This is a genomic window from Geminicoccaceae bacterium (genome assembly GCA_020638465.1).
Taxonomy (GTDB): Bacteria; Pseudomonadota; Alphaproteobacteria; order Geminicoccales; family Geminicoccaceae; genus JAGREO01.
This window is the reverse complement of sequence record JACKIM010000002.1, coordinates 1,159,167-1,174,275: the sequence shown is the minus strand read 5'-3', so window position 1 is coordinate 1,174,275 and position 15,109 is coordinate 1,159,167. Positions and strand designations below refer to the sequence as shown.

General features: G+C 62.1%; 13 protein-coding genes and 1 other RNA gene. 3 read left to right on the top strand and 11 right to left on the bottom strand.

What is annotated here, in order from left to right; translation table 11 throughout:
* Positions 1-9: 9 nt before the first annotated feature.
* From H6851_15745 to H6851_15720, 6 genes are all read right to left on the bottom strand, one after another.
* Positions 10-954, bottom strand: a complete 945-nt coding sequence (locus H6851_15745; protein ID MCB9945058.1) for a substrate-binding domain-containing protein — start codon at positions 952-954, stop codon at positions 10-12.
* 224 nt (positions 955-1,178) lie between these two features.
* Positions 1,179-2,384, bottom strand: coding sequence for a pyridoxal phosphate-dependent aminotransferase (locus tag H6851_15740; protein ID MCB9945057.1), 1,206 nt, complete (start codon positions 2,382-2,384; stop codon positions 1,179-1,181).
* Between the two features lie 113 nt (positions 2,385-2,497).
* Positions 2,498-2,935 (bottom strand): DUF1465 family protein, encoded by a 438-nt coding sequence (locus H6851_15735; GenBank protein MCB9945056.1) that lies wholly within the window; start codon positions 2,933-2,935, stop codon positions 2,498-2,500.
* Between the two features lie 125 nt (positions 2,936-3,060).
* Positions 3,061-4,200, bottom strand: a complete 1,140-nt coding sequence (locus H6851_15730) for an amidohydrolase/deacetylase family metallohydrolase (GenBank protein ID MCB9945055.1) — start codon at positions 4,198-4,200, stop codon at positions 3,061-3,063.
* Between the two features lie 202 nt (positions 4,201-4,402).
* A complete protein-coding gene (locus H6851_15725; protein ID MCB9945054.1) occupies positions 4,403-5,197 on the bottom strand; it encodes a transglycosylase SLT domain-containing protein in 795 nt (264 codons plus the stop codon).
* Between the two features lie 155 nt (positions 5,198-5,352).
* On the bottom strand, positions 5,353-6,273 hold the full coding sequence (locus H6851_15720; GenBank protein ID MCB9945053.1) for an FAD-dependent thymidylate synthase: 921 nt from the start codon (positions 6,271-6,273) through the stop codon (positions 5,353-5,355).
* Between the two features lie 44 nt (positions 6,274-6,317).
* Between H6851_15720 and ssrA the strand changes: the two genes are divergently transcribed.
* The 3 genes from ssrA (at position 6,318) to H6851_15705 (ending at position 8,540) form a co-directional block, all read left to right on the top strand.
* Positions 6,318-6,701, top strand: a transfer-messenger RNA (tmRNA) gene (gene ssrA / locus H6851_15715).
* Between the two features lie 79 nt (positions 6,702-6,780).
* Complete coding sequence (locus H6851_15710; GenBank protein ID MCB9945052.1) at positions 6,781-7,320, top strand: hypothetical protein; 540 nt, start codon at positions 6,781-6,783, stop codon at positions 7,318-7,320.
* Between the two features lie 143 nt (positions 7,321-7,463).
* On the top strand, positions 7,464-8,540 hold the full coding sequence (locus H6851_15705; protein ID MCB9945051.1) for a tartrate dehydrogenase: 1,077 nt from the start codon (positions 7,464-7,466) through the stop codon (positions 8,538-8,540).
* A 112-nt stretch (positions 8,541-8,652) separates the two neighbouring features.
* Here H6851_15705 and H6851_15700 read toward each other — a convergent pair whose 3' ends face one another.
* From H6851_15700 to H6851_15680, 5 genes are read right to left on the bottom strand one after another with little or no spacing between them, the layout of a single operon-like run.
* Positions 8,653-9,621 (bottom strand): carbon-nitrogen hydrolase family protein, encoded by a 969-nt coding sequence (locus H6851_15700; GenBank protein ID MCB9945050.1) that lies wholly within the window; start codon positions 9,619-9,621, stop codon positions 8,653-8,655.
* Positions 9,555-10,109, bottom strand: a complete 555-nt coding sequence (locus H6851_15695) for a GNAT family N-acetyltransferase (GenBank protein MCB9945049.1) — start codon at positions 10,107-10,109, stop codon at positions 9,555-9,557. Before H6851_15695 ends, H6851_15700 begins: the two co-directional genes overlap by 67 nt.
* A 32-nt stretch (positions 10,110-10,141) precedes the next feature.
* Positions 10,142-10,549: a nuclear transport factor 2 family protein gene (locus H6851_15690; protein ID MCB9945048.1), complete on the bottom strand. Its 408-nt coding sequence runs from the start codon at positions 10,547-10,549 to the stop codon at positions 10,142-10,144.
* A 60-nt stretch (positions 10,550-10,609) separates the two neighbouring features.
* Positions 10,610-13,795 carry an efflux RND transporter permease subunit gene (locus H6851_15685; protein MCB9945047.1) on the bottom strand — a complete coding sequence of 1,062 codons (3,186 nt, stop codon included), beginning with the start codon at positions 13,793-13,795 and terminating at the stop codon, positions 10,610-10,612.
* Positions 13,796-13,798: 3 nt separating this feature from the next.
* Entirely contained in the window at positions 13,799-15,010 is a 1,212-nt protein-coding gene (locus tag H6851_15680) for an efflux RND transporter periplasmic adaptor subunit (protein ID MCB9945046.1), read from the bottom strand.
* Positions 15,011-15,109: the final 99 nt, after the last annotated feature.

Sequence of the window (15,109 nt, the reverse complement as noted above, 5' to 3'; positions counted from 1 at the left end):
TCCGCGATGCTAGTTCAGCTCGCCCAGCCGTTCGGCCTTGTCGAGATTGTCCTTGGTGATGGCGATGGGTTCGAGCAGGATCAGCGTTTCGGCCGGCGGCTCGCCGGTCCTGAGATGCTCGACGAGCACCTGCACCGCCTTGCGGCTCTGGCCACCGGGAAACTGCTCGACGGTCGCCGTAAGCGCGCCGTCGCGAACGGCGGCCAGCGCCTCGGGAAGCGCATCGAAACCGAGGATGGCGACCTCACCGGCGAGGTTGGCCGCCTTGATCGCCTCGGCGGCACCGAGCGCCATGTCGTCATTGGCGGCGACGATGACGTCGGGCGGACTGTCCAGTCCCGCAAGAATGCTCTCGGTGACACTCAGGCCCTGATCGCGGGCGAAGTTGGCGGTCTGCTCAACGATGAACTCGTACTTGTCGTTACCGTCGAGAATGTTGTGGACACCGGCATTGCGGTCGATCGCCGGACTGGCACCCGGCTGACCCTGCAGGTTGACGATGCGCGCACCATCCGGGAACATTTCCATGATGAGCTTGGCCTGCGCCTCGCCGCCGATGACATTGTCCGCGCCCACATGGGCCAGAATGCCGGGAACGCCATCCACGCGGCGGTCGATGGTCACCACCGGCACGCCATTGTCGACGGCCGCCTGCAGCGCCGGTGCCATCGCGTTGACGTCCGACGGGCTGATGACGATGCCCGACAACCCCTGAATCACTGCAGCCTCGACATCGGCCGTCTGCTTGGGCGTGCTGTTCTGTCCGTCGCTTTCAACGGTCGCCACACCCAGCGCGTCGGCCTCCGCCTTGAGTTCCTTCATCATGTGCACGAAGAATGGAAAGCCCAGGCTCGGCACGGAGGTCAGGATCGTGAGTTCCTGCGCCTTGACCGGCAGCGGGCCGGCCGCGAGTGCTGCGACCGCAGTTCCGACAAGCATCAGCCGCCTTGTCATTCTCAACATCGGTAACCTCCCCGTCATGAGGCCAATCTGACCTTTTATTCATGCGCCAACATGTGACACTGGTGTTGACCATGTCAATTGGCAGTTTTCTTCAGAAAGGGAACGATGCCGGGGCCATCGCTTCGCTGCACGACCGATCGCAGCCGTTCGAAGCCCGATCAAGCGCGGTCAATTGTCCGGTCGGAGCCTCCTGGCCCCTGCACGTCACTGTCTGGTCAGTCGCGCAGGGCTTCACAGGCGCGGACGATCCGCTTGCCGGCATCGTCGAGTGCTTCGGTCGAGGTGGCGTAGGAGATGCGAAAATAGGGATCGAGACCGAAGGCCGATCCGTGCACCACCGCAACGCCTTCCCCTTCAAGCAGGTAGCGGGCAAAAGTCTCGCTGTCCCCGATGACCATGCCCTCCGGCGTGCGCTTGCCGATCACTCCCGCACAGCTCGGATAGACATAGAATGCGCCCTCGGGTGTATGGCAACGCAGGCCCGGTGCATTGTTGAGATGGTCAACGATCAGATTGCGCCGCTTCGCGAATTCGGCGTTGCGCCCGACCAGGAAACCATGGTCGCCATTCAGGGCAGCCACCGAGGCGGCCTGGCTGATGGAGCACGGATTGCTCGTGCTCTGCGACTGGATCTTGCCCATCGCCTTGATAAGCGGCTCCGGTCCGGCGGCGTAGCCGATACGCCATCCGGTCATCGCATAGGCCTTGGAGACGCCGTTGACGGTGAGCGTGCGCTCCTTAAGCGATGGCGCAACCTGTGCTATGGTCGTGAACCGGAAGCCGTCGTAGACGAGGTGCTCATACATGTCGTCGGTCATGATGTGCACATGCGGGTGTCTTTCCAGCACCGCTGCCAGCGCGCGCAGTTCGTCGGCGGTATAGGCCGAACCCGTGGGATTGCTCGGCGAGTTGAGAATCAGCCACTTCGTCTTCGGCGTGATCGCTTTTTCAAGGTGTTCGGGGAGCAGTTTGAAGCCGGCCTGAGCAGGGCAGTCGACAGCAACGGGCTTGCCACTCGCGAGCAGGGTCATGTCCGGATAGGAAACCCAGTAGGGAGCCGGAATGACGACCTCGTCGCCCGGATTGAGCGTCGCCATCAGGGCATTGTACAATACCTGCTTGCCGCCGGTTCCAACCGTGACCTCGGAAACCTTGTAGCTCAGGTCGTTGTCCCGGGCGAACTTGGCGACGATGGCTTCCTTCAGCTCCGGCGTTCCATCCACCGCCGTATATTTTGTGTCGCCCTTGCGGATCGCCTCGATCGCCGCTTCCTTGATATGATCCGGCGTATCGAAATCCGGTTCGCCGGCACCCAGACCGATGATGTCACGGCCCTTGGCCTTCAGTTCACGTGCCAGATTGGTGACGGCTATGGTGGGCGAGGGCTTGATACGGTCGAGCTGTTCGGAGAGGAGCGGCATGAGACGGGTTCCCACGATGACAGAAGAACGATGGGACGGACATGCGCTCCATCGGCAGGTCCTGACAACCACGCCGTCGATACCCCGTCAAGTATCAACGAATGCCGGCATGTTCAGTAGAGGGAACCGCGTTCCGTGGCATCGAGTTCCCTGTCCAGGCGGGCTATCCGGTCATACAGGCTGCGGGATTGCCGGGACAGGCGGAGAAGGCGCGTCGAGGCTGACGCCGGCGGATCGCCATCGACATCGCAGACGCCCGCTCCGCCCAGGCGATATTCGGGTGCCAGGCTTTCCTCTTTCGAGATTTCTGCCGCGATGACGGCATTGCGGGCCATCAGCCAGGCGACGGCAAACCCCACACGTGACGTAATGCGGCTGATTTCAGCCGTCTCCCTGAGTTGATCGATCGGCGCCACGAACGGACCCCTGGAAGGGCGACTGCGGATGAAGTCGCGTACATCCTCGGCCAGTTCCACCGACTCCTCCAGCAGAAGAGCCAGCAATGACCGGCGCCGCGACGCGCCGTGCTCTCCGAAAGACACGACCGACATGAACAACGCTCCCATATTCTCTTGGGATTTTGTTGTTTCATACGGACGATGTCAAACCGAGTTGCCCTATCATGTTGCGCATGCAAGAGAAATTCCCGCCACCTCCTGGCGGCGGATGTCGGGGTTCAGTCGCTGTTGGGTATCCATTCCCCAGCGATGACAATGCCATCACAGTGGAATGCTTCATTATGGGACATCTTCTGCCCGAGGACATCGGTGAACGTGTATCTGCCCTGCCGGACATCGAGCACTGCGGCATCGCCCACCGAGCCGGGGGCGAGGCGACCGAGATCAGACCGGGCGATCGCCCGGGCAGGTTCGCTGCTGGCCATGCGCACGATGTCCATGACCGGAAGCCCCAGGGCGAGGAACTTGGACATGGTGTGCAGCAGGTCGTAGGCCGGCCCGTCGATGTTGAGGGCATGGATATCGCTCGAAATGACGTCGGGATAAAATCCCTCGTCGATCATGCCTCTGGCCACTTCGAAGTCGAACGAGCCCATGCCGTGGCCGATGTCGAAAATCACGCCACGCTCGCGAGCCGCGAGGATTTCCTCGCGGACCGTGCGATCGGCGGTGATCGGTGCGCTCGGATAGGGCTTGAAACAGTGGGTGAGGACATCCTGGGACCGCAACCGGTTGATCACCTGGCGACGGCTGGGCGGGGGCTTGTCGATATGCGCCATCACCGGCATGTGCAGGCTTTCTGCCGACTCTATGGCGATGTCAAGGGGAGCCGCGCCGCTCGTGCCGCCGGCAACGAGGCCGACGCGGACTTTCACGCCACACAGGATGTCGGTGTGCTCGCGGGCGATATCGCGACAGGCGCGGGCATCGCACATGCGGATGTCGGAATTTTCTCCGACCATCAGATAGTGCGAAAAACCGAAGATACCGGCAAAGGAAACGTTGATGTAAGCCAGAATGCGGGCCCTGGAACGCTCGATCACGTGCTTGCGGAAGCCGAGGAGATTGCCGGCTCCCGCCGAACCGGCATCGATGAAGGTCGTGGTGCCGCTTCGAACGGCGATCTTGTCGGCGTCCACGCCAAGGGATGTCCCGCCCCAGTAGACATGGGTATGCAGGTCGATCAATCCGGGAACGACGTAACGGCCGCCCACGTCGACGGTGGAGCGCGCCTGATGTTCCTCGATGTCGCGATCGATGACTGCGACCCTGCCCTTGTCGAAGGCGACATCCGCCGGTTCGTTCCGGCCGGATGCCGGATCGATGACATGCCCGCCCTTGAGCAACAATTCAAACATGACGCTCCCCCGTCATTCACGTTCTGCCAATGGCCAGCCGGTCATGCCCGCTGCCGGCGCTGGAAGTGGAAACCCGTGTCGGGATGGAAGTCAATCGTTGCCCGATGACAAGCGCCATGTTTTCCCCGGTGTGGATGGATACGGACATGGGATATCCCCCATGTTCATCGGCCCTCGTCAGGGGGGTGGCGAACGACCTTTCCTATCTCGGGCGGTAGATGGCCGGCCGCGAGCCTGTCTCGACGATCGTGTCCAGCCCGTGGAGGGCGACGATGCTTCCCGCACGCGGCTGATTCGCGGCGGCAATCGCGGTTCCTGCCGGCTCGTGCTTGCTCCCGGCGCTTTTCCTGTCGGCGCTTTTCGGACGGACGATATCGAGGGATCGGCCGCCCTTGCCGAAGAAGAGTGTCTCGGTGACAAGCGATCCGGGAGATGCGTCGGTGTCGAAGGACGCTTGCAGTACGGACGCGTTGGAGCGGACATCGTTCCAGTAGCCGGTCACCCGCTTTCGATATTGTCGTCCGCGCTCGGTATCGCTGGAATGGTAACGCTCGATGGCCTTGGCCCAGGTACCGGTTTCCCTGCGAAGACGCTTCAGGAAACGGGCCGCATAGAGCATGTTGTTGACCGGGTCGAGCGCCTGGTTGACCGATGCGAACGCATCTCCGTGGTAGAAGAGATTGACCTGCATGCAGCCGACATCGATGTTGCCGCGCCCCTCCCGCTGCAGGTTGTGGACGATGCGCAACGCGTCGGCCGCATTGGTGGCGACGAAGGAATCGCTCCTGGAGGTTATCGTCCATGGCCAGGCGTAGCTGACCTTGAGTTCGGGATTCCAGCGACCGGATTCAGTGAGTGCGATCGCGTAGAGCAACCCTTCGGGGAGTTTTTCGCGCTTTTCGATCTCGGTTGCCACCGTCCTGCACGTATTCGACGTTGCCGCCACCGCCGATGGGCTCGGGCTTGCGACCAGCGTCAACAGAACGACCGGCAACATTGCCGCTATCGCATGAGTTCGGCGCACGTAACCTCCAGGCACAATCGTAAAGCCGGAGTCTAGCTTTCGATCGTTAAGATTCCCCTAACGGAACCCCAAGATGATATCATCGTATAAGTTGTGTTTCAATATGGTATTAACAACTATATGTAGACTTAACCATGGGTGAGATGCGATTGAAGTTCGCGCCACTCGCCAGCGCCGAGACCTGATGTCTCCTGCGTGACCGTTTCTCCCGCAAGCATGCGCTGCACGCATGCCAGCGCCTTGCCTGAAAGTGTGACGGCATTCAGGCGATAGTCCTCGAATGCGGACGCGGTCAAGGGTACCCAGCGACGCAGCACCTCCATAAGCCTGTCCGCGTAGACCCTGATTTCGTACTGGGCATGCGGGTCCGCGCGCAGTGCGAGGAAATGGAGCAGATTGTGCAGATCGGTCTTCCAGTACCACTGGGTATAACTCGACAATGGAAGAACGATTCTGGCGAGTTCCCGCGAAAGGCCGGGCCGCTGTCCGTCTTCCTCCGCGTTGAGCAACCAGCGGTAATCATCCAGATTGCGTGCCGCGTTGTCGGCGAGGCGGGCGAGGAGCGCGTCGCTGTGGCGTTCGTCCACCCTGTCGCCACGCCCCTGGCGATTGGTCGTTGCCTGTACGGCCAGTTCGTGAGCCTCCGGCTGGTAGGTCCCGTCGTCGAGAATGGAGTAGCGGGCCGAATATTCGTTCACATTCGCTGTTCTGTGGCGGATCCACTGGCGCGCGACGAAGATCGGAAGCTTGATGTGCAGCTTGATCTCGCACATTTCAAACGGGCTGGTGTGGCGGTGGCGCATCAGATAGTTGATGAGTCCCCGGTCGTTGCTCACATGCTTGGTGCCCTTGCCGTATGAAACACGCGCCGCCTGAACGATGGCCGCATCGTCACCCATGTAGTCGATCACGCGGATGAACCCCTGATCCAGGACCGGCAGCGGTTCGTAGAGGATATCCTCCAGGGCGGGCACGGTGGCGCGGCGGGTGGATGTCCGCTCTGCCCTCTGTTCGGCGATTTCCTGCTGCTGCTCGATTGTCAACGGCATGCGGCGAGTACCCCATGATGATCATCTGTCTTGCGACGTGGTCGCCTCTTTAAGTGAACTTGGCAAGACATTATATAGGGAGTGCCGGCGCAAGTCGGCTATGGCGATAAACGTAGCCCGGAATAGGCGTTGCGGACCCGGGGGCAGAGCCCGGCGCCTCCACCAGACCCTTTCAGGGACGTGCGGGGGCGAACCAGGATCGACGTGCGTAGTAAAGGGGCGTGCTTTCGCTCGGTATGGTACCCGCCGTTATCGGGCCAAACATGACAAGTGCCAACGATAACCGTGTGGCCTTCGCTGCCGCTGCCTAATAAGCAGTAGCAAGCGCGGCTGGTGAGAGCCGGGCAACAGAATCTTGCCAGAAAGTCCAGGAAGCTTCGGCCTCCTGGCGCGGTTCGGGGAGCACCGGGCAACAGAAGCTCCCCACTTCGTGGCATGGTACAGCGCGGTTGTCCGGCTGGTATCGAGAAGTTGCAGGATGTCAGCGTCGAACACGTCGGAGCGTGCATGCGCCAGGAAAAGATAGAGTACGGGCTTCTTGTCGAGGCTGCGCTTCGTCAGGTTGTGCGTGACGTGCTGGGTCGGCTCATGCGCGATGAAGTCGCTCAGCCGCATCACTTCTACATCACCTTTCGCACGACTCATTCCGGTGTCGTCATACCGGAATTCCTGCTGGATCGTTATCCCACCGAGATGACGATCGTGTTGCAGCACCAGTACTGGGATCTTGAGGTCGGCGAGACCTCGTTCTCGGTAACGCTCAGTTTCAATGACAAGCATGAGAGGCTGATCATACCGTTTGATGCGATCAAGGTATTCGCCGATCCGGGTGTGGAATTCGGCCTTCAGTTCACCATCGATGTCGATGACGACGTCGTGGACGAGGACCATCAGCCCATTCGCCTCGAACGCAAGACAGACCTGTCGGTTGCGCCGACGGATGGCGAGGACCGGGGCGACGGCGCTGATGCGGATGGTGACCGGGACGAGACACAGGACAAGTCGGGTGCCGAGATTGTCGCCCTCGACCGGTTCCGCAAGAAATAGGGACTGCTGGTCACCAGACGACCTGTCGTGAAGGCCGTCGCAATCCTGAACCAGACGACCTGTCGTGAAGGCCGTCGCAATCCTGAAAAAGAGAATGGTTGGCGAAAGCCGGCCCGCGAGTGCCTGAGTGGGGAGGCGATCTTATGCGGACATACAACATCGCGAGCATTCCAGGCGATGGCATCGGTCGTGAGGTCATCGATAGCGGCATCGATGTGCTCGATGTGCTGGCGTCGCGGGATGGCGGCTTTCGCTTCGAGTTCGAGGCCTTCGACTGGGGGACGGACCACTACCGGCGCACGGGCTTGATGATGCCCGCGGACGGGCTGGACAGGATACGCGACAAGGACGCGATCTATTTCGGGTCGGTCGGTGCACCCGATGTACCGGACCATGTCACCTTGTGGGGGCTCCGGCTCGCGATCTGTCAGGGATTCGACCAGTACGCCAACGTTCGTCCGACCAGGATCCTGCCGGGCATACGCAGCCCGTTGCGTGATGTCGGGCCGGGCGATCTCGACTGGGTGATCGTCCGGGAGAATTCGGAAGGCGAGTATGCGGGGCAGGGTGGCCGTTCCCATCGTGGACTGCCTGAGGAAATTGCCACCGAGGTATCAATCTTCACCCGTAGCGGCGTGGAGCGGATCATGCGCTTCGCCTTCGAGCTGGCCCGCTCGCGGCCGCGAAGGCATCTCACCGTGGTGACCAAGTCGAATGCCCAGCGCCACGGCATGGTGATGTGGGACGAGATCGCCCGCGAGGTTGCCGGTGATTTCGCGGATGTACAGCTGGACAAGATGCTGGTCGATGCGATGACCGTACGCATGACGATGAACCCCGGAAGTCTTGATACCATCGTCGCCACCAATCTTCATGCCGATATCCTCTCCGATCTGGCAGCGGCACTGGCCGGATCCATCGGTATCGCTCCCACTGCGAATATCGACCCGCAGCGGCGTTTTCCGTCGATGTTCGAACCTATCCATGGTTCGGCATTCGACATCACGGGAAAGGGCATTGCCAATCCCGTGGGGAGCTTCTGGAGTGCGGTGATGATGCTTGATCACCTGGGGGAAGGCGATGCCGCCGCGCGTCTCATGCGCGCCATCGAACGGGCGACCGGCGATGCTTCGCTGCATACGCCCGATCTGGGCGGTTCCGCGCGCACGAAGGATGTTACCGACGCGGTGATAGCCGCAATCAAAGGCGATAATCTCTGAAGTCGTTTCTGATCAGGTAGATACATCAGAACGATGAGAAGTTTCATTAAATCGTGGAGTCATCGCGGCGGACCGTTCCCGCCGGATTGGGAACGGCTCCAAGGATTGTCCTTCAACGCAGATCGATCATCTCGACTGGGATAGGGACCTGGCTGTCCCTGCCGGTCTGTTCGCTCCAGTCGCGGTGGTTGAGAACGTTGCCATCCGCACGTGTGCGCGCGACGAGATTCATGTCGACCTGTCCCATGACCCAGCATGGCTCGTTGGCGACGCCCGCTGCCAGAATGCCGCTGGCCGGCCAGCCGGCATCGGGAGGTCCGTAGATGGCCGCTGCGCCGAAATTGGTGTCGACCGCCGGTGACCAGGAGACCGTGCCGACAGTCGGGCTGTGTACGGCGATGCACTGGTTTTCGAGAGCGCGTGCCTGGGAGCCCAGTCGTACCCGCCAGTATCCCGCCTCGGTTTCGGTGCAGGACGGGACCAGAAGGAGTGTTGCGCCGGCCTCGCACAGGGCGCGAGCGAGCAGGGGAAATTCGCTGTCATAGCAGATGAGGATACCCATCGGCCCGAGTGACGTGTCGAACAGGCGAAGGGGGGCGTTGCCTGAAATCATCCAGGTCTCGCGCTCGAAGCGGGTCATGATCTGCTTGTCCTGGAAGCCACTGCGTCCGCCGGGAGCATGCAGCCATGCACGATTGACGTAACGGCCGCGATCGATGGCAACAGGCAGCGAGCCCTGCAGGATATGCACGCCGAACCGCCGGGCAAGCTGGGCGTGCAGGGAGACGGCATCGGCAATGAACGACTGCATGCCGCGGATGGATCCGTTCAGGTCACGGGCCTCTTCATCGGGCAGCAGACCGGCCAGTTCCATGCCGGCATATTCGGGAAAGACCAGCAGTTTCGCGTCGGCGCAAGATGCGCGCTCGCACCATTCGCTGATCTTTCGGCACCAGGCATCGAACGAGGAAGGTCTCGTAATGGCATATTGTGCCGTGGCGATCTTGAATATGCTCAAAGTTGCTTCATCCAGAATTGCATCGGTTTGCCGGTAGCGGCCACTTCGCCGACATCCCGCCATGTAAACGAACCCACGAGGCCATCGATCGGGGCATAGCCACGGTTGCGCCAGAACGGATCGAGGGGACGGTAGCCGACAGGCCGTGCCGGGTGGTCGTCCGGTCGCACGACACCGCAGAACATGGCGCTCCGAAAGCCGCCCAGGCGACGAGCCTGCTCCTCGCGCAAATCGAAGAAGCGATGGCCGATGCCCTGTCCTCGATAGTGCGTCCGAAGCACCGATTCGGCCAGATAATAGATTTTCTCCGGATCGAGACCGAAATCGAGAACCGGCCGCAGGAATTCCGGGTGTTCTTCGGCCATGGGCATGGCCGTGGCGCAGCCCACGACGTCATCGCCATCGAACGCACCGACGATCACCGCCCCTTTCGACGAGGCCAGCCGTTCCAGGTAGCCGGCCTCGTAGTCGAGCGTGCCATCGTAGAGATAGGGGAAATCCCGGAACACCTCGATGCGAAGCCGTGCCAGAGCGGGCAGTGCATGGGCCATGGCAGGGCCGACAAGCGCTTCGACGCGAATGCTCACGGGCCCTGCACCTGGCGAATCCACTCCTGGAGATTGTAGAATGTCGTGACCCTGCGGATGCGACCATTCCCGATCTCGAAGAATGTTCCGGCTGGCAGACGGTAGGTCTGGCCGTCAGCTGGCGGCAGGCCCTCGTCGTCGGCAAGATAACGACCCTCGACGACGAATTCCGCCGAGGCCCGACTTCCGTCATCGTTCGACATGATCACGATGTCATGAAGCTGTTCGGCATAACAACGCGCCATGTGCCTGCAGAAGGCCGCAAAGGCCTTCTTGCCCTGTCGTCTCTCCCCCTGATTGACGTCATGGACTACCCCGTCATCAAGGCAGTCCAGCATGTCGCCGATGTTGCCATCGTTGAAGGCCGCGAAATATCGCCTGATCAGTTTCACCGTATCGTTCACGCTTGCCTCGCCCTGTTATCGCGATCCATGCCGACGCATGATGCCCGTCCCGCTTCGTCCCTATTCGGCCGGCGCAGGTACGGGAGCCATTGCCGCGTCGGTCCGTCGTTCCGCGCCGGGCCGCAGAACCAGGGCCAGCATCGGCGGTATCAGGAGGAGTGTCAGAACGGCCGAGAGCGACAGACCGCCGACAACGACCGAGCCCAGCCCACGATAGAGTTCCGAACCGGCACCCGGGAAAAGGACCAGGGGAAGCATGCCGAATACCGAGGTCAGCGTACTCATGAAGATCGGCCGCAAGCGGTTCCTTGTCGCCTCGATGATGGCATCGACGGGCGCCATGCCCTCTTCCCGCAGGTGATAGAGCGACTGGTGGACCAGCAGGATGGCATTGTTCACAACGATGCCGATGAGGATGACGAAACCGAGCAGGGTCAGCATGTCGAGTGCCTGGAACTTGAAGATGTTGAGCACGGCCAGTCCCGCCACGCCGCCGGCTGCCGCCAGGGGCACCGAAACCATGATGATCAGCGGGTAGATGAAGCTTTCGAACAGAACCGCCATCACCAGATAGACGATGACCAGCGCCAGGAGCAGGTCCAGCTTCATTTCCTCGAATGTCTCGGTGAGCTGGTCTGCCGTGCCGGACAATGAAAGCTGGACGCCAGCCGGCAGTCCCGCGTCGCGCAGTGGGGTGACCACGTTGTTTTCGAGAATGCCCAGAGCATCTTCCAGCGGCAGATTGTTGGTCGGGGTGATCACCAGTGTCACCGTGCGCTGGCGTTCGAGGTGGCGGATTTCTGTTGGCCCGGACGTCACCTCGATGTCGGCCAGCGCACTGGCCGGAAGGATTTCGCCATTGGCCGTGACGATGGGCAGGGCGTCGATCGACTGGGTGGTGTCGGCTCCGTTCTCGGGGCCCTTGAGCATCAGGTCCATGCGGTCGTTGCCGACCGTGATCTCTTCGACCCGCACGCCGTCATTGAAGGCGTCGACAGTGGTGGCGAAATTGAAGGTCGAGACGCCGGCGTCGGCCAACCGTACCCGGTCGGGGATCAACCGCACCTCGGGAGCGCCCAGTTCGAGACCCGGAACCGGGCGGTACTGGTTGCCCTGCTCGCGTGGAAGATACTGGGTGACAAGGCCCATGGCCCGGACGGCAGTGGTGAGGATCGGTTCGATCTCCTCGCCACTGACATCGAGGTCGATGGCGCGCGACCCGCCCAGGCCGCCGCCGAAGATCGAGGGCTGACGGATGAAGCCGAAGGTGCCGGGCTCCTGGAAGATGGGTGCGCTCATGGGCGGTATCAGTTCGCCTGCACGCATCTCGTCGACCGCACTGGCACCGATGAAGGCATTGCCGCCGAATGCCGCGAAGAAGAACTGCTCCATCCTGGGCGGTTCCCCGGGTTTCGATTCGGTGCCTGCCTCGCTTGCCCAGAGGGGGCGGGTTGCCTGTTCGACGTGGGTGGCGATCTCGAACATGGTTTCGAGATTGTAGCCTGGGGGAGGCAGGATAAACCCAAACACCAGGTTTCGATTGCCTTCAGGCAGATATTCCAGTTTCGGTAGAAACCGGTAGGCAAACAGGCCGGAGGTCACTGTCACCACGAGCACGACGAGCAATGCCAGCATCCGGTTCGAGGCAACCCGCCGCACGAAGCCGACGACGGCATCGCGGAATCCGCCGGCCAGGTCGTCGACGACCGGAATTCTTCGCTGGACGATCGTCCCGCTTGCGTCGCCGCCCAGGAGTCTCCTGGCCATCGCCGGAACCAGCGTGATCGCCACGAGCAGCGACAGCGTCACCGCAACGGAGATCGCCACGGCGATGTCGCGGAAAAGCTGCCCGACTTCGAGCTTCATGACCAGAATGGGGATGAATACCATGATGGTCGTCAGTGCCGAAACGAGAATGGCTCCCCAGACCTGACGTGCTCCCTGGTAGGCGGCTTCGGCCGCGGGCATTCCCTGTTGGCGCAGGCGGTAGATGTTCTCCAGAACGACAATGGCTGCATCCACCACCATGCCCACGGCAAACGCAATTCCCGCCAGCGAGATGACATTGATCGAGCGTCCCATCGCCGCCATGGCAACAAAGCTCGCCACCACCGATACCGGAATGGCGATGGACACGATCAGTGTCGCACCGAAACTGCGCAGGAAGAGCATCAGCATCAGGGCGGCGAGGGTCCCGCCGATGTAGATGTTGGAGGTGACCAGATCTATGGCACTGTCGATATAGGTCGTCTCGTCATAGACCTGACGTATCATCAGTCCCCCGGCCGGGAGCGATGACGCGTTGAGTTCATCGACCGCTTCGCGAATGCCCTCCATGGTGGCAATGACGTTTGCTCCCTTCTCGCGGATGGCCCGCGACACCAGGGCGCTTTCTCCGAGCATGCGGATACGCGCACCCGGTTCCTTGAATGCGAACCGGACATCGGCGATATCGCCCACGGTAACCCGCGCCAGCCGTCCCGTCGCCGGATCGGTCATGGTCCGCAACACCACGTCGGCGACTTGCGACGGGGATTCGAAATCGCCCTCCGTGCGCACGACATAACGGCGCTTGCCTTCCTCGACGTCTCCGGCGCTCATCGATACTCCGGCGGCGCGCAGGGCGGCCAGCACGTCGGGTACGGTCAGGTGGTAGCGGGCGAGTTGCTGCGGCTGCACCACCACCTGCATCTCGCGCTCGCTGCCGCCGAAGATGTCGACTCTGGCCACGCCCGGCACGCGCTGCAGCCGGTCCTGAACGAGGTCCTCGGCGATGTCGCCGAACTCGTTGATCGGCGCGTCGTTGCCGGGGGTGCGGCGAATGATGAACCAGGCGATCGCGTTGTCGTCGTCGCCCGATGTGGACAAGGTGGGTTCGCTCGCCTCGTCGGGATAGTTGCCGACGCGATCAAGGCGGTTGGCGACCAGCAGAAGCGCCTTGTCCATGTTGGTGTCGATGGAGAATTCGAGGGTGATGCTGCCCTCGTCGTCCTTCGAGCTTGAGGTCATCTTGTTGAGGCCCTCAAGGCCCTTGAAGACCTCTTCCTGTCGATTGACGATCTCGCGCTCGACTTCCGCCGGTGCCGCGCCGGGCCACAGGGTGGTGATGGTGATGACCGGCTTCTCGACGTCGGGAGCGAGCTGGATGGGGATGTTCTGCAGCGAGACGTAGCCGAACATCACGGCCATCAGCACGGCGGCGATGACGGCGATCGGGCGCTCGATGGCAAGGCGGATGATATCCATGTCTCAGGGCTTTCCGGCGGTCGGGTTGGCCGGGACCGAAGCATCCGCTTCGGTCGTTTCCCCGGAGGGGGCGACGGTATCGGTCCGGCCGGTTTCGCCTGCCGGCGGCTCGAACTGCACCTCCTGCCCCGGACGCAGCCGCTCGTTGCCCTTGGTGACGACCAGATCGCCATCGGTCAGACCGCTGACGACCTCGAAGCGACTGCCCAATGCGGCACCCAGGATCACCGGCACGGGCTCGACGACATTTTCCTTGGTGACACGGAAGACCATGCGCGCACCCTGCATCGGCGTCACCGCATCCTTGGAGACGGTCAAGGCGTCGCGCGGAGCGCCGATCGGCAGGTCGATGGTCACGCTCTGGCCGATCGCGCTCACGGCGTCATCCGGAGGATCGACAGGCTCGAAACGCACGGCACGGGTGCGGGTCATCGGATTTTCCATGGGAACGATGGCCCGCAGCCGCGCCTCATAGGTCTGATCGCCGATCTCCAGTTCCATGGTTCCGCCCGGCTGGATCCCGCGCAGACGCTGGGCCGGGACGTCGGCTTCGATCTCGATGCTCCCGGCATCGACCATCATGACCACGGGATCGCCTACCCGGACATAGGCACCGGCACTGACCTTGCGTTCGACCACAACCCCCTTGTAGGGCGCTCGAATGGCGGCGTCGGCAACGTCCGTCGCCCGGTAGCGAAGGTTGACCCGAGAGCGTTCGAGGCGGGCGCTGGCCGCTTCCGCCCTGCTGGCAGCGGCGGCGATTTCGGTCACCTTGTCATCGAGGCGGGCGCGGGAGAATGCTGCCGATCCGCGCAGTTTCTCCAGTCGATCCAGCTCCTGTTTCAGCAGGTCGATTTCCCTGAGGATCGTGTTGTGCTCGGCATTGGCCGCATGCAGCTCTGCTTCGGCCAACGCCCGATCGAGCTCCAGTCTCGCTGTATCGAGTTGTATCAGGATATCGCCCGCCTCGACCCGATCCCCGACCTGGGCACGGGCGGTCGCAACCGGAGCCGATACCCGTGCCGCGACATAACCTTCGCGCGTGGCCACGACCCGTCCCAGTACCGAGATGGTTTCCGTGAGCTGCTCGAGTCGCACGGCGTCGACCACGACGGGCGCTGCGGGCGCCTGGGCCATGACAGCATGCGCGTTCAGCCCCGAGATTGCCAGGACGAGCACGCCCGCGATCCATGGGGTATTACAGACTGACTTCATGTGGCGTGGACTCCGAACCTGCGACGCGATTCCGGTTTTCAATCCGGTTGATTTAGGGCACCAGCGAACGGATGTCGACCATACCGGCTTCGAGCAGCC

Excerpts from the sequence above, each read along its gene's own strand:
- H6851_15745 (MCB9945058.1), bottom strand. The coding sequence starts at position 954 with ATGACAAGGCGGCTGATGCTTGTCGGAACTGCGGTCGCAGCACTCGCG.
- H6851_15740 (MCB9945057.1), bottom strand. The coding sequence starts at position 2,384 with ATGCCGCTCCTCTCCGAACAGCTCGACCGTATCAAGCCCTCGCCCACC.
- H6851_15735 (MCB9945056.1), bottom strand. The coding sequence starts at position 2,935 with ATGTCGGTCGTGTCTTTCGGAGAGCACGGCGCGTCGCGGCGCCGGTCA.
- H6851_15730 (MCB9945055.1), bottom strand. The coding sequence starts at position 4,200 with ATGTTTGAATTGTTGCTCAAGGGCGGGCATGTCATCGATCCGGCATCC.
- H6851_15725 (MCB9945054.1), bottom strand. The coding sequence starts at position 5,197 with ATGTTGCCGGTCGTTCTGTTGACGCTGGTCGCAAGCCCGAGCCCATCG.
- H6851_15720 (MCB9945053.1), bottom strand. The coding sequence starts at position 6,273 with ATGCCGTTGACAATCGAGCAGCAGCAGGAAATCGCCGAACAGAGGGCA.
- H6851_15710 (MCB9945052.1), top strand. The coding sequence starts at position 6,781 with ATGCGCCAGGAAAAGATAGAGTACGGGCTTCTTGTCGAGGCTGCGCTT.
- H6851_15705 (MCB9945051.1), top strand. The coding sequence starts at position 7,464 with ATGCGGACATACAACATCGCGAGCATTCCAGGCGATGGCATCGGTCGT.
- H6851_15700 (MCB9945050.1), bottom strand. The coding sequence starts at position 9,621 with ATGGCGGGATGTCGGCGAAGTGGCCGCTACCGGCAAACCGATGCAATT.
- H6851_15695 (MCB9945049.1), bottom strand. The coding sequence starts at position 10,109 with ATGGCCCATGCACTGCCCGCTCTGGCACGGCTTCGCATCGAGGTGTTC.
- H6851_15685 (MCB9945047.1), bottom strand. The coding sequence starts at position 13,795 with ATGGATATCATCCGCCTTGCCATCGAGCGCCCGATCGCCGTCATCGCC.
- H6851_15680 (MCB9945046.1), bottom strand. The coding sequence starts at position 15,010 with ATGAAGTCAGTCTGTAATACCCCATGGATCGCGGGCGTGCTCGTCCTG.